Raw genomic sequence first — 13,722 nt, 5'->3', positions numbered from 1 at the left:
ATCGGTTACTTACTCTTCGACTATCGCTGCCATAGCAGCTCCAACTTCGATGCCACACATTTTGCCAAGTTCCAACATCGAGCTTATTTCAATAAGCTTAACGTTTCTCTTACGGCAAAGGGATACGATCTTATTAAGAAGCTTCGTATCGGCATCTAGTGCAACATACACTTCAATGGCAAGACCTTGCTCAACCATCTTTAGTGTCTGCTTGCTCCCAATCTTAACTTTAGCATCCTGTAGACTCTTTTCATTAGACATGAATCTTAATCCTCCAAAAGCACAGGCATCCGTCTTGGGCACACTACGATATTTTAGCACTTCGAGAGTATGCTGTCAAGCACTTTCTCTTCTGGTGCTACTCTTTCAATATTGCGCACTATTGCGGCACAAAGAGCATTCTATCAAGAATCCGTCCTCATGTCGAGTAAAATATTGAATTAGCAATTATTAAATATCGCTGTGTATCATACATGAAAAAGCCGCCGATTACTGTTACTTGAAGCAACAGTAATCGGACGCCTTCTTTATCATTAGGCTGAACTTATTCAGTTGCGCCTACACCTGCATGCTCAAGTGCTTCTTCCATTTGCTCATTCAGAGGATTGATAAGCTTAACGCTGCGATAACGGTTCATACCCGTACCTGCAGGGATCAGCTTACCGATAATAACGTTCTCTTTCAGACCGAGCAATTGGTCAACTTTACCTTTGATTGCAGCATCTGTCAAGACACGAGTTGTCTCTTGGAATGAAGCTGCGGACAAGAAGGAATCTGTCTCCAAGGAAGCTTTCGTAATACCGAGCAATACTGGTTTAGCAACAGCCGGTTCTTTGTCAGACAAAATAGCATCTTTGTTCGCAGACTCGTATTCATGCATATCAACGAAGGCGCCTGGCAATAGAACCGTGTCTCCATTATCGATGATACGAATCTTACGAAGCATTTGTCGAATCATAACTTCAACGTGCTTATCGTTAATTTCAACCCCTTGGTTCCGGTAAACGCGCTGAACTTCCTGAAGGATATAGTTCTGAACGCCTCGAATACCTTTGATGCGCAGCATCTCTTTAGGGTCAATCGAACCTTCTGTAATCTCGTCGCCCGCCTCGATCGTCTGACCTTCATGTACACGAATACGGGAGCCATAGCTTGCTGCATAGACTTTAGTCTCTGCTTCACCTTGGACTTCCACTTCGCGACGGTCTTTCGTCTCGCGGATTTCTTTGATTACACCATCAATCTCGGAAATAGTTGCTTGACCTTTAGGATTACGGGCCTCGAACAACTCCTGGATACGCGGCAAACCTTGCGTAATATCATCTCCGGCAACACCGCCGGTATGGAACGTACGCATCGTCAACTGTGTTCCTGGTTCCCCGATGGATTGAGCGGCGATAATGCCGACTGCTTCCCCGATCTCTACATGCTTACCTGTCGCCAAGTTACGGCCGTAACAAATCTTACATACGCCATGACGAGCGCGGCAGCTCAATACTGAACGGATTTGCAGCTTCTTCACACCAGACTTCACGATCTCTTCGGCTTTGTCGGAATCGATCAGTTCATTGCGGTTGACAATGACTTCACCCGTCTCAGGATGCTTGATCGTTTGGAAGGAGTAACGTCCTTCGATACGATCGTACAATCCTTCGATAACCTCTTTACCGTCAGAAATATCGCTGACCAAGAAGCCTTTATCTGTACCGCAATCGTCTTCGCGAACGATGACATCTTGGGCAACGTCAACGAGACGACGGGTCAAGTAACCCGAATCCGCTGTACGAAGCGCCGTATCCGCCAAACCTTTACGCGCACCATGCGTCGAGATAAAGTATTCCAAGACCGTAAGGCCTTCACGGAAGTTCGACTTGATTGGCAATTCGATAATACGACCAGATGGATTCGCCATCAAACCACGCATACCGCCGAGCTGTGTGATCTGCGATTTGTTACCGCGGGCTTTGGAGTCCACCATGAGCATAATCGAGTTGTAACGATCCATCGATTTCATCAAAATATCGGTAATCTGGTCTTTTGTTTTCGACCATACTTCGATAACACGGTCATAACGCTCATCATTCGTGATCAAACCACGACGATATTGGTTCGTAATGACTTTGACTTTCTCTTCGGATTCTTTCAGGATTTCAACTTTTTCTGGCGGAACGATTACGTCCGACACCGCGATAGAAATACCTGCACGCGTAGAATAAGTGAATCCAAGCTGCTTGATATCATCCAAAATAACAGCCGTTTTGGTTGTATGGAAGATCTCGAAACAACGGGCAATAATTTGACCCAAGTAGTCTTTACCAACTGCTCCGGTCTGTGGAACTTCCATCATGTACTCACGGATGTTCGCACCTTTATCGTATACAAAGTAATGATCCGGTGTTCCCTCGAACAAGTTGCGCTTAGTTGGCTCGTTGATGTAAGGGAAATCAGCCGGGAAGATTTCGTTAAAGATAATACGTCCAATGGTCGTAATCATGAACGCACTTTGTTGTTTCTCCGTAAAGTTGGTCTTGCCAAGCGCCTTAACCGGAATGGCTACACGCGCATGCAAGGATGCTGTACCACGTTGGTATGCGGATACGGCTTCATTCACATGAGAAATGATCATACCTGAACCTTTAGCATCTTTGTTATCCATGGTCAAGAAGTGAGATCCGAGGACCATATCCTGAGATGGCGTAACAACAGGTTTACCGTCTTTAGGGTTCAAGATGTTACCCGATGCAAGCATCAGAAGACGTGCTTCCGCTTGTGCTTCAGCAGACAATGGTACGTGAACAGCCATCTGGTCACCGTCAAAGTCCGCATTGTACGCTGTACATACGAGTGGGTGAAGCTTAATTGCGCGTCCTTCAACCAGAATCGGTTCAAATGCTTGAATACCGAGTCTATGAAGGGTAGGGGCACGGTTCAACAGTACTGGATGTTCACGGATAACTTGCTCCAGAACGTCCCATACTTCTGGGCTCACGCGCTCTACTTTACGCTTTGCACTCTTAATATTGTGAGCCAAGCCTTTGTTCACAAGTTCTTTCATGACAAACGGCTTGAACAATTCCAAGGCCATTTCTTTAGGCAGACCGCATTGATACATCTTGAGGCTAGGCCCTACAACGATAACGGAACGACCAGAATAGTCAACCCGTTTACCGAGCAAGTTCTGACGGAAACGTCCCTGTTTACCTTTGAGCATGTGGCTCAACGATTTCAATGGACGGTTACCAGGACCTGTAACAGGACGGCCGCGACGACCGTTGTCGATCAGAGCATCTACAGCTTCTTGAAGCATACGCTTCTCATTCTGTACGATGATATCTGGAGCGCCAAGGTCCAGCAAGCGTTTCAAGCGGTTGTTCCGGTTAATAACACGACGGTACAGATCATTCAAGTCAGAAGTCGCAAAGCGACCACCATCCAATTGAACCATCGGACGCAGTTCAGGTGGAATAACCGGCAGCACGTCAAGAATCATCCAATCCGGACAGTTGCCCGAGTTACGGAAAGCTTCGATTACTTCGAGACGCTTAATCGCACGGTTACGGCGTTGGCCTTGAGCCGTACGCAGCTCTTCCCTCAGCGTTTCGAGTTCTTTATCGAGGTCGAGATCCTGCAGCAACTTCTTAACCGCTTCAGCACCCATTCCGGCATGGAACGCATGTCCATACTTTTCACGGTAACTGCGATATTCCTTCTCGGACAAGAGTTGCTTCTTCTCCAATGGCGTATCTCCTTGATCTGTAACTACGTAGGAAGCGAAATAAATAATCTCTTCCAAAGAACGCGGAGACATATCAAGCGCCAAGCCCATACGAGATGGGATACCTTTGAAATACCAGATATGTGATACAGGAGCAGCTAATTCAATATGACCCATACGCTCACGGCGTACTTTTTGACGTGTCACTTCAACGCCGCAGCGGTCACAGACTACACCTTTATAACGAACACGTTTGTACTTGCCACAGTGACATTCCCAGTCTTTCGTCGGTCCAAAAATCTTTTCACAGAACAAGCCCTCTTTCTCTGGCTTGAGCGTACGATAGTTAATCGTTTCTGGTTTCTTGACTTCGCCGCGGGACCATGAGCGAATCTTCTCGGGAGAGGCGAGCCCGATCTTCATAAATTCAAAATTGTTGACGTCCATCTAGGAGCGACCCTCCTTAATCTGTACTTGAGATCACCGTCTACTTGAAATAGACGGCCTAGTGAACTTCGGTCTATTTCGAGAGAGCGTCTTGACAAGGAAATCATTGATTTCCAGAATAGACGGCCAATATCGTGTAACGATGGCATTCAGCATCTTGCTGTCTACCATCGTTAGCACGAGTATTACTATTATTCGATTGCGTAGTCATCTTCCAAGCCCAAGTTCAGCTTGTCTTGAGGGGTTTCCTCATCCTCATCGAATTCACGCATTTCGATTTCTTCTTCGTTTTCAGTCAAGATCTTAACGTCCATACCTAAGCTTTGCAGCTCTTTAATCAAGACTTTGAATGATTCTGGAACGCCTGGTTCCGGTACATTCTCACCCTTAACGATGGATTCGTAAGTCTTCACGCGACCAACCACGTCATCAGACTTGACTGTAAGAATCTCTTGCAGTGTATATGCGGCACCATATGCTTCAAGTGCCCATACTTCCATCTCACCGAAGCGCTGTCCACCGAACTGTGCTTTACCACCGAGCGGCTGCTGCGTAACAAGTGAATATGGTCCTGTAGAACGAGCATGAATCTTATCGTCAACCATGTGTGCCAATTTGATCATGTACATGACACCAACAGTAACTTCACGTTCGAACGATTCTCCGGTTCGTCCGTCATATAAGACGGTCTTACCATTTCGCTGCATGCCTGCTTCTTCCATCGTATCAAACACGTCATACTCCGTTGCACCGTCAAATACCGGTGTTGCAGCATGGAAGCCAAGATAACGAGCAGCCATACCCAAGTGGACCTCGAGTACCTGACCGATATTCATACGGGAAGGAACGCCCAACGGGTTCAATACAACTTGAACTGGTGTTCCATCTGGCAGGAATGGCATATCTTCTTCTGGCAAGATACGAGCGATGACACCCTTGTTACCATGGCGTCCCGCCATCTTATCGCCTTCAGAGATTTTACGTTTCTGAGCGATGTATACACGAACAAGTTGATTAACACCCGGTGGCAACTCATCGCCATTTTCACGCGTAAACACTTTAACGTCTACAACGATACCGTCAGTACCATGCGGTACGCGAAGTGATGTATCACGAACTTCACGTGCTTTCTCACCAAAGATCGCATGCAACAGGCGTTCTTCCGCTGTAAGCTCGGTTACACCTTTCGGTGTTACTTTACCAACGAGAATATCACCAGCTTTGATCTCTGCGCCGACACGGATAATACCGCGCTCGTCGAGATTCTTCAACGCTTCTTCCCCTACGTTTGGAATATCACGCGTAATTTCTTCCGGTCCGAGTTTCGTATCACGTGCTTCAGACTCATACTCTTCGATATGAATCGAAGTATATACGTCTTCTTTCACAAGCTTCTCAGAGAGAAGAATCGCATCCTCGTAGTTGTAACCTTCCCACGTCATAAACGCAACAACGACATTACGTCCGAGCGCCAATTCGCCCATTTCAGTGGAAGGCCCATCCGCCAGAATATCGCCTACTTTGACAATATCGCCTTTACGGGCAAGCGGACGTTGGTTGATGCACGTCCCTTGGTTGGAACGCATGAATTTCTGCAGCTTATGTTTAACAAGATCACCGCGAACCTCGCGGCCGTCAATCACTTCAATATGACGAACATTGATCTCATTTGAGCTAACACGCTCCACAACACCGTTAATTTTGGACACGATGCATACACCGGAGTCCTTAGCGGATTTGTGTTCCATTCCCGTACCTACGAACGGCGCTTGCGGTATCAGAAGCGGTACCGCCTGACGCTGCATGTTCGATCCCATGAGTGCACGGTTCGAGTCATCGTTCTCCAGGAACGGAATGAGCGCTGTCGCAACCGACACAACCTGTTTAGGCGATACGTCCATGTAATCTACACGGTCAGTAGGCATTGTCAGAATGTTGTCAGACTGCTTGTTATAACGAACAATTGCCGTTTCGTCGCGGAATGTGCCATCATCGTTCAGAGCAGCATTCGCTTGGGCAACGACATAATTATCTTCTTCATCTGCTGTCATGTAATCGATATGTTCCGTAACACGACCGCTTTTCGGATCTACCCAACGATATGGCGCCTCAATGAAGCCATACTCATTCACACGTGCAAACGTGGACAAGGAGTTGATCAACCCGATGTTCGGACCCTCTGGTGTCTCGATCGGACACATACGGCCATAGTGAGACGGATGGACGTCACGAACTTCAAAGCCCGCGCGCTCACGCGTCAGACCACCAGGTCCGAGTGCAGAAAGGCGACGCTTATGCGTCAATTCAGCCAGCGGGTTCGTCTGGTCCATAAACTGCGACAACTGGGAGCTTCCGAAGAACTCCTTAATCGAAGCAATAACCGGACGAATGTTGATCAAAGCTTGTGGCGTGATCACATTAGCATCCTGAATCGACATACGTTCGCGTACAACACGTTCCATACGGGACAATCCAATACGGAATTGATTCTGCAGCAATTCACCTACAGAGCGCAAACGACGATTACCAAGATGGTCAATGTCATCCGTACTGCCAATGCCATGCAGCAAATCGATAAAGTAGTTAATCGATGCGATAATATCCGCAGGCGTAATATGTTTAACGGACTTATCAATTAAGCCGTTGGCAATAACTTTCACGATTTTACCGTCTTCAATTGGAGAATATACATCAATACATTGGAGCGGAATATCATCCGAATCCAACACACCGCCGGCGACCTGATAAGTCTTAAAGCCGACATTGCTCTCAAGACGTGGTAAGATTTCGTCCAGCAAGCGACGGTCAATCATCTGGCCTGCTTCTGCAACAATCTCTCCCGTATCCGGATCAATAAGTGTTTGTGCTAACTTCTGATTGAAGAGTCGGTTTTTAATGTGAAGCTTTTTATTTATTTTGTAACGACCGACATTCGCCAGATCGTAACGCTTCGGATCAAAGAAACGGGCAATCAGCAAGCTTCTTGCATTTTCCAACGTAGGCGGCTCGCCTGGACGAAGTCGCTCGTAGATCTCGATGAGCGCTTTCTCCGTGGAATCCGTGTTGTCTTTGTCCAGCGTATTACGAATATATTCGTCGTGACCGAGCAATTCTAAAATCTGCTCGTCAGTTCCAAAACCTAGTGCGCGAAGCAGCACGGTTACCGGAATTTTACGTGTACGGTCGATACGAACGTAAATGATGTCTTTTGCGTCGGTTTCAAGTTCGAGCCACGCACCGCGGTTAGGAATAACCGTTGCCGTGTACGTCTTCTTACCGTTCTTGTCAACCTTCGTACTGAAATAGACACTCGGGGAACGAACTAACTGGCTGACAATGACACGTTCTGCACCGTTGATGATGAACGTTCCTGTTTCCGTCATGAGTGGGAAATCACCCATGAATACTTCTTGTTCCTTCACTTCGCCGGTGTCTTTGTTGAGAAGTCGCACCTTCACACGGAGTGGTGCCGCATATGTTACATCGCGTTCCTTAGAATCATCGACCGAATATTTCGGTTCACCTAAGCTGTAATCGATAAACTCCAGAACGAGATTACCTGTGAAATCCTGAATCGGAGATATGTCTTGGAACATCTCTCGCAATCCTTCATCCAAAAACCATTGGTACGATTTCTGTTGGATTTCAATCAAGTTCGGAACTTCGAGAACCTCTTTGATGCGCGCATAGCTGCGCCGAGTGCGTCGTCCATAATGAACAAGATGTCCTGCCAACTTATACTCACCCCTCATGTCTACTTAAAAAATGGATTGCGAATCCTTTTCGATATCCTTTATAATAAAGTCCACGAAAGAGACTCAGAAAACGTGATAAAATGGAAAAAGAGGGACAAAAAGAAAAACGCACGTTCACGACAAAACGCAAGTTGCGATGGACGCCGTTTCTCCGTGCCGTCGTTTCTGGGTTGTCTCACTACACTTCATATCGATAGATTTGCCCAAAATGTAAACATTATACGTCATATAACGAAAATGTATGCATCCTTTTCAAAAAAAGGCTTGACATTTTAGCAAAGTAAAGACATGAAGTCCATCCTAATACTGACATTTTATAATAATACCACATTGGGCAAACGCAGTCAACTTAGAATTGAGATTTTCATACTTATTTTCGCATTGTAATTTATCCCAACTCTTTGGTCGCCCGAAATACTCGGTAGCCCTTATCCTTAATAACTTCCTTCACTTGCCCCTCACCAAAGAGCAATTGCAGCTTAGCCTCGGCCGAGGGAGCCCCCTGCTTCTTCTGAATAACAATCCATAAGCACCCGCCATCGTTCAGATGCTCGTAGGATTCCTCGAAGATACGATGCACTACCTCTTTGCCTGCTCGGATAGGCGGATTCGTTATAATAACATCAAATCGACTTCCACCTAATTCCGCTAAACCATCGCTTGATTGAATGGTTATATTGGTTATGCCATTCGCAGCTGCATTCTCACGCGCTAACGCCAACGCACGATCATTTACATCCACCATCACAACATGGCCTTCAAAAGCCAGTTTAGCTGCCGTCAGACCAATCGGGCCATAACCACAGCCTACATCCAACACCTTAGCATTTGGTGCTATATCTAACTGCTCAATTAATACTCTACTACCATAATCAATGCTATCTTTTGAGAATACGCCAGCATCAGACATAAATCGCAACTGATAGCCGCGCAATGTAAATTGCAGCTGCTTGCGATCATGACTAACTTCCTGACTTTTGCTATAATAGTGCGCCATATATCCACCTCCATCATCGGTAAGCACGAGCGTTCATTGTCTAGGGCGCGTCATAACTACGAGGATTGCCAAGATACCCCTTTCGTATCCTAGACAACAAACCCCTTGAAGGATCTTCAAGGGGTTTGTACTTACAGAAGTGGTTATTACTTCACTTCTACAGATGCGCCTGCTTCTTCAAGCTTAGCTTTGATAGCTTCAGCGTCTTCTTTGCTTACTTTTTCTTTGATTGCTTTAGGAGCGTTGTCTACTACTTCTTTAGCTTCTTTCAAGCCAAGACCAGTGATTTCGCGAACTACTTTGATAACGTTGATCTTACCAGCGCCAGCGCTAGTCAAGATTACGTCGAATTCGGATTGCTCTGCTGCTGCTTCTGCTCCGCCACCAGCTACAACTGCTACTGGAGCAGCTGCTGTTACGCCGAATTCTTCTTCGATTGCTTTAACAAGATCATTCAATTCCAATACGGACATGCCTTTAATGGCTTCCAAGATTTGCTCTTTGCTCATTATAGTAACCTCCATCAATGTTTTCATATTTTATGATACTGCCGCTAGATTCCAATAGAAGACGTTGCTTACGCTTCGGCTTCGTTCTTCTCTGCGACTGCTTTGACTGCCAATGCAAAGTTGCGCACAGGTGCTTGGAGCACGCTGAGCAACATGGACAACAAACCATCGCGGGAAGGCAATGCTGCCAACGCTTTGATTTGGTCTACGTCTACAACGCGACCTTCTACTATGCCACCTTTGATTTCAAGGGCTTCGTTTTTCTTTGCGAAATCGTTTAAGATTTTCGCAGGAGCAACTGCGTCTTCACGGCTGAATGCGATTGCTGTAGGACCAGTCAATGCTTCGTCAAGTTCAGTAAACTCAGCTGCAGCAGTAGCACGACGAACCAATGTATTTTTCAATACTTGGAACTCGATACCAGCTTCACGAAGTTGCTTACGAAGTTCTGTCACTTGCGCAACGCTCAAACCACGGTAGTCAGCAACAACTGTTGTTACGCTCTCACGCAATTTACCAGCAATCTCGGTAACAGCTTGTTGTTTGGATTCAATCACTTTCGCGTTTGCCACTCGATACACCTCCTACATATTTCATGATCAACCGTATTACATCCGTTCTTCCTACCCGAGCATTAGAAAAGCCTCTGCAGCGAACTACAGAGGCATTACGAAGCGATTGGTGTACGAGGTACGTATACAACGCACACCTTCGCACTCAGTCTATTCGAACACCTCGGTAGGGGATTAAGCCTCTCGGCACCTACTGTCTACGGTACGATTATTCAATGTTATTTACGTCGTCATTAACAACTCTATTAGAGTAACACGTCCAGTCGAACCATGTCAACAGTATCCGTTACTTACCAATTGAGCCGCATTTATCTTAACGATAAGTTGCTGTGTTAACGCGAGCTGCAGGGCCCATCGTCGAAGAAATCGCGATGTTTTTCATGTAAACACCCTTAGCCGCTGCGGGCTTAGCACGGTTCAATGCGTCGATCAAAGCTTTCAAGTTGTCATTCAACTGTTCAGCACTGAAAGATACTTTACCGATAGGTGCATGAATTTGACCTGCTTTATCCAGACGATACTCGATTTTACCAGCTTTAATTTCTTGAACAGCTTTAGTAACATCAAAAGTAACCGTACCGGCTTTAGGGTTAGGCATGAGACCTTTACCACCAAGGATACGTCCCAATTTACCTACTTCACTCATCATGTCTGGTGTTGCTACGCAGACATCGAAGTCGAACCAACCTTGTTGAATTTTGTTGATGAGTTCTTGGTCGCCAACATAATCCGCACCAGCTGCTTCTGCTTCTTTTACTTTCTCGCCTTTTGCAAACACGAGAACGCGTTTTGTTTTACCAGTACCGTGTGGCAATACAACTACACCACGAACAGCCTGATCTTGTTTACGAGGGTCTACACCCAAACGAACAGCCACTTCAACTGTTTCGTCAAATTTCGCTGCTGCCGCTTTCTTCACCAATTCAATGGCTTCAGAAGCTTCATAAGTTGCTTCTTTGTCGATCAACTTTGCAGCTTCAACATATTTTTTACCATGAGATGCCATGTTCTTTTCCTCCTTTGTGGTAGTAACGGATTAACCTCCCACTGCGTACGAAGACGGGAATTAGTCTTCTACTACGATACCCATGCTGCGAGCTGTACCTTCAACCATACGCATTGCTGCTTCAACGGAAGCTGCGTTCAGGTCAGCCATTTTCTGTTCAGCGATTTGACGAACAACGTCGCGCTTAACAGTTGCAATTTTTTTCTTGTTAGGTTCGCCGGAACCTTTCTCTACCTTAGTTGCTACTTTCAACAAGACAGCAGCTGGTGGAGTTTTAGTGATGAACGTAAAGGAACGGTCTTCGAATACAGAGATCTCAACTGGAATAATCAAACCAACTTGATCTGCAGTTCTCGCATTAAATTCCTTTGTGAACGCCATGATGTTAACCCCTGCTTGACCCAATGCTGGACCTACAGGAGGTGCAGGATTCGCCTTACCCGCTGGAATTTGCAACTTGACCACTTTAATGACTTTCTTTGCCACGTGGAACACCTCCTTGCGCTAGTTATGCGGCCATCGGCACAAACGTGCTTATCCGCAACAGAAACCAATAAGATCTATTAAATCTTCTCTACTTGGTGGTAATCCAACTCAAGTGGGGTTTCTCGACCAAACATGTTTACGTGAACCTTAAGCTTCTGCTTCTCGGTCACGATTTCTTCGACTGTACCAACAAAGTTCGCAAAAGGACCAACTTTGATGCGCACTGATTCTTTCAGTTCGAACTCAACCGTCATTCTCGGTTCTTCCATACCCATTGTTTTCAGAATCTGTTCAACTTCTTCTGGAAGCAATGCAGTTGGCTTGGAACCCGAGCCTGTGGAACCAACAAATCCGGTTACGCCTGGCGTATTACGCACAACGTACCAAGACTCATCCGTTTGAACCATTTCAACAAGAACATATCCTGGGTAAACTTTACGCATGACAGTCTTCTTCTTACCGTCTTTGTTTACCAGCTCTTCTTCCATCGGAACAAGAACGCGGAATATCTTGTCTTCCATGCCCATGGATTCGACGCGCTTTTCCAAATTGGCTTTGACTTTGTTTTCATACCCTGAATAGGTATGGACAACGTACCATCTTTTTTCCATACTGAAGCCACCTTGGGACTTTTATTAAATAATCGCTTCGACGATCGCAGAGATCCCGATGTCCAGGACCCAAAAATAGAGCGTAACAAAGATGACCGTGGACAATACGACGATCGTATAGCTTGTCAACTCTTTACGGTTGGGCCAGCGAACCTTCTTTAATTCGCCCCAGCTGTCGGCAAAGAAGGAAAACATAGAACCAAAACTACGTTTCACATTTCCTAAGAAAGCCACGGACTACACCTCCACCTGACTTATCTTGTTTCGCGATGAGAAGTATGCTCGTTGCAGAACTTGCAGAATTTCTTCAACTCGATGCGGTCTGGGTGATTACGTTTGTTCTTCGTAGTTGTATAGTTGCGTTGTTTGCAGCCAGTGCAAGCCATCGTAACAATTACCCGCATGTTGTACACCTCCTGAAGACACCTTTTTAGATAAAGAAGCGTCGGAATATATTCCTAAAAACGTACGCATATTTAGGGCTACCCAAAACACTTTATCATATAGGGTATTTCATGTCAATGAAAAGATATTGACGCAATAGGTCTTCCGCCACTTGCTCTATCATATACAACACTGGGATATAACACAAAGGTTCGCTTTTCCAATCGTCTCTTTCTCATTATGCTATAAACCTGCTTGAGTTAAACCCTTCTGATTAACTTCACTGGATCGATAGCATAATCGTGCCATACCTGACTATTACCACAGTGGAATAATAAAAAGAAAGTGCCCAATGACTGCGTGTTATCACGTGTCCTGAACACTTTCTTTATATCGACTCGCCACCATCGCGCACTTCCAGATATCTTTCCAACTTCCGCTTCACACGCTGCAGGGCATTGTCTATAGACTTCACATGTCGGTCGAGATCAACTGCAATCTCCTGATAGGATCTGCCGTCCAAATAAAGCATAAGCACCTTGCGTTCAAGGTCGCTTAATATTTCAGACATTTTGTCTTCAAGACCAACGAATTCTTCTTGATTAATGATGAGCTCTTCAGGGTCTGATACACGAGAGCCTCCGATAACATCCAAGAGTGTCCGATCGGAATCCTCGTCGTAAATGGGTTTGTCCAAGGAGACGTAAGAATTAAGTGGAATGTGCTTCTGTCGCGTAGCAGTCTTAATCGCAGTTATGATTTGTCTCGTAATACACAATTCAGCAAATGCTTTGAACGATGCGAGCTTGTCTCCCTTAAAATCTCGTATAGACTTGTACAGTCCAATCATACCTTCCTGCACAATGTCCTCCCGGTCAGCGCCGATCAGAAAATAGGAGCGTGCCTTCGCACGTACAAAATTGCGATATTTGTTAATCAGATATTCCAGTGCATCGCCGTCACCTTCGCGAACGGCATCTACAAGCTGTTCATCCGTTAACTTATCGTATGGAAACGTGCTTATTTCTTTGAGGTCAACACTCACTAGCAATCCCTCCGGCCTGCAACGCAATCCACCCGTTACATAAGATACCCCGCTTCGCATATTGTTCTGTATGTACATGAACATCAGGCTAATAAGCATTGGGTCTGTTCTGTTGATAGAATCGATAACCATTCAAATTGACTATCGCTTCCAAAACTGTTGAAATAGCTGATCCGACAAAATGATAGATTCAGT

At 45.7% G+C, this 13,722-nt stretch carries 12 protein-coding genes and 1 other annotated feature; all 12 genes read right to left on the bottom strand.

Annotated features, from left to right (window positions below):
* Positions 1-9 precede the first annotated feature (9 nt).
* Positions 10-261: a ribosomal L7Ae/L30e/S12e/Gadd45 family protein gene (locus tag QP775_RS25250; RefSeq protein WP_239333605.1), complete on the bottom strand. Its 252-nt coding sequence runs from the start codon at positions 259-261 to the stop codon at positions 10-12.
* Between the two features lie 283 nt (positions 262-544).
* On the bottom strand, positions 545-4,162 hold the full coding sequence (gene rpoC, locus QP775_RS25245) for a DNA-directed RNA polymerase subunit beta' (RefSeq protein WP_239333607.1): 3,618 nt from the start codon (positions 4,160-4,162) through the stop codon (positions 545-547).
* 191 nt (positions 4,163-4,353) lie between these two features.
* On the bottom strand, positions 4,354-7,896 hold the full coding sequence (gene rpoB, locus QP775_RS25240; RefSeq protein ID WP_239333609.1) for a DNA-directed RNA polymerase subunit beta: 3,543 nt from the start codon (positions 7,894-7,896) through the stop codon (positions 4,354-4,356).
* Positions 7,897-8,305: 409 nt separating this feature from the next.
* Positions 8,306-8,914: a class I SAM-dependent methyltransferase gene (locus QP775_RS25235; protein WP_285109326.1), complete on the bottom strand. Its 609-nt coding sequence runs from the start codon at positions 8,912-8,914 to the stop codon at positions 8,306-8,308.
* Positions 8,915-9,060: 146 nt separating this feature from the next.
* Positions 9,061-9,423: a 50S ribosomal protein L7/L12 gene (rplL, locus tag QP775_RS25230; RefSeq protein ID WP_028543498.1), complete on the bottom strand. Its 363-nt coding sequence runs from the start codon at positions 9,421-9,423 to the stop codon at positions 9,061-9,063.
* Positions 9,424-9,491: 68 nt separating this feature from the next.
* Positions 9,492-9,995, bottom strand: coding sequence for a 50S ribosomal protein L10 (gene rplJ, locus QP775_RS25225; RefSeq protein WP_239333612.1), 504 nt, complete (start codon positions 9,993-9,995; stop codon positions 9,492-9,494).
* Positions 9,996-10,050: 55 nt separating this feature from the next.
* Positions 10,051-10,216: a sequence feature (ribosomal protein L10 leader region), on the bottom strand.
* Positions 10,217-10,308: 92 nt separating this feature from the next.
* Positions 10,309-11,001, bottom strand: coding sequence for a 50S ribosomal protein L1 (gene rplA, locus QP775_RS25220; RefSeq protein ID WP_028543496.1), 693 nt, complete (start codon positions 10,999-11,001; stop codon positions 10,309-10,311).
* A gap of 60 nt (positions 11,002-11,061) precedes the next feature.
* Positions 11,062-11,487 (bottom strand): 50S ribosomal protein L11, encoded by a 426-nt coding sequence (gene rplK / locus QP775_RS25215; protein WP_239333614.1) that lies wholly within the window; start codon positions 11,485-11,487, stop codon positions 11,062-11,064.
* Positions 11,488-11,564: 77 nt separating this feature from the next.
* A complete protein-coding gene (gene nusG, locus QP775_RS25210; RefSeq protein WP_028543494.1) occupies positions 11,565-12,098 on the bottom strand; it encodes a transcription termination/antitermination protein NusG in 534 nt (177 codons plus the stop codon).
* Between the two features lie 24 nt (positions 12,099-12,122).
* Positions 12,123-12,314 carry a preprotein translocase subunit SecE gene (secE, locus tag QP775_RS25205; RefSeq protein WP_028543493.1) on the bottom strand — a complete coding sequence of 64 codons (192 nt, stop codon included), beginning with the start codon at positions 12,312-12,314 and terminating at the stop codon, positions 12,123-12,125.
* Positions 12,315-12,352: 38 nt separating this feature from the next.
* On the bottom strand, positions 12,353-12,502 hold the full coding sequence (gene rpmG, locus QP775_RS25200; protein WP_028543492.1) for a 50S ribosomal protein L33: 150 nt from the start codon (positions 12,500-12,502) through the stop codon (positions 12,353-12,355).
* Between the two features lie 368 nt (positions 12,503-12,870).
* The gene (gene sigH, locus QP775_RS25195; RefSeq protein ID WP_028543491.1) at positions 12,871-13,527 is read right to left on the bottom strand and encodes an RNA polymerase sporulation sigma factor SigH; all 657 of its coding nucleotides are present in this window, start codon (positions 13,525-13,527) and stop codon (positions 12,871-12,873) included.
* Between the last annotated feature and the right edge of the window lie 195 nt (positions 13,528-13,722).

Origin of the sequence: Paenibacillus sp. UMB4589-SE434 (genome assembly GCF_030226685.1) — a bacterium.
Taxonomy (GTDB): Bacteria; Bacillota; Bacilli; order Paenibacillales; family Paenibacillaceae; genus Paenibacillus_B.
The sequence above is the reverse complement of the archived record's forward strand: the minus strand, read 5'-3'. Positions and strand labels throughout refer to the sequence as shown.

Bases quoted from the DNA above. Each gene is read 5' to 3' on its own strand.
- QP775_RS25250 (WP_239333605.1), bottom strand. From the start codon at position 261: ATGTCTAATGAAAAGAGTCTACAGGATGCTAAAGTTAAGATTGGGAGC.
- rpoC (WP_239333607.1), bottom strand. From the start codon at position 4,162: ATGGACGTCAACAATTTTGAATTTATGAAGATCGGGCTCGCCTCTCCC.
- QP775_RS25235 (WP_285109326.1), bottom strand. From the start codon at position 8,914: ATGGCGCACTATTATAGCAAAAGTCAGGAAGTTAGTCATGATCGCAAG.
- rplL (WP_028543498.1), bottom strand. From the start codon at position 9,423: ATGAGCAAAGAGCAAATCTTGGAAGCCATTAAAGGCATGTCCGTATTG.
- rplA (WP_028543496.1), bottom strand. From the start codon at position 11,001: ATGGCATCTCATGGTAAAAAATATGTTGAAGCTGCAAAGTTGATCGAC.
- nusG (WP_028543494.1), bottom strand. From the start codon at position 12,098: ATGGAAAAAAGATGGTACGTTGTCCATACCTATTCAGGGTATGAAAAC.
- rpmG (WP_028543492.1), bottom strand. From the start codon at position 12,502: ATGCGGGTAATTGTTACGATGGCTTGCACTGGCTGCAAACAACGCAAC.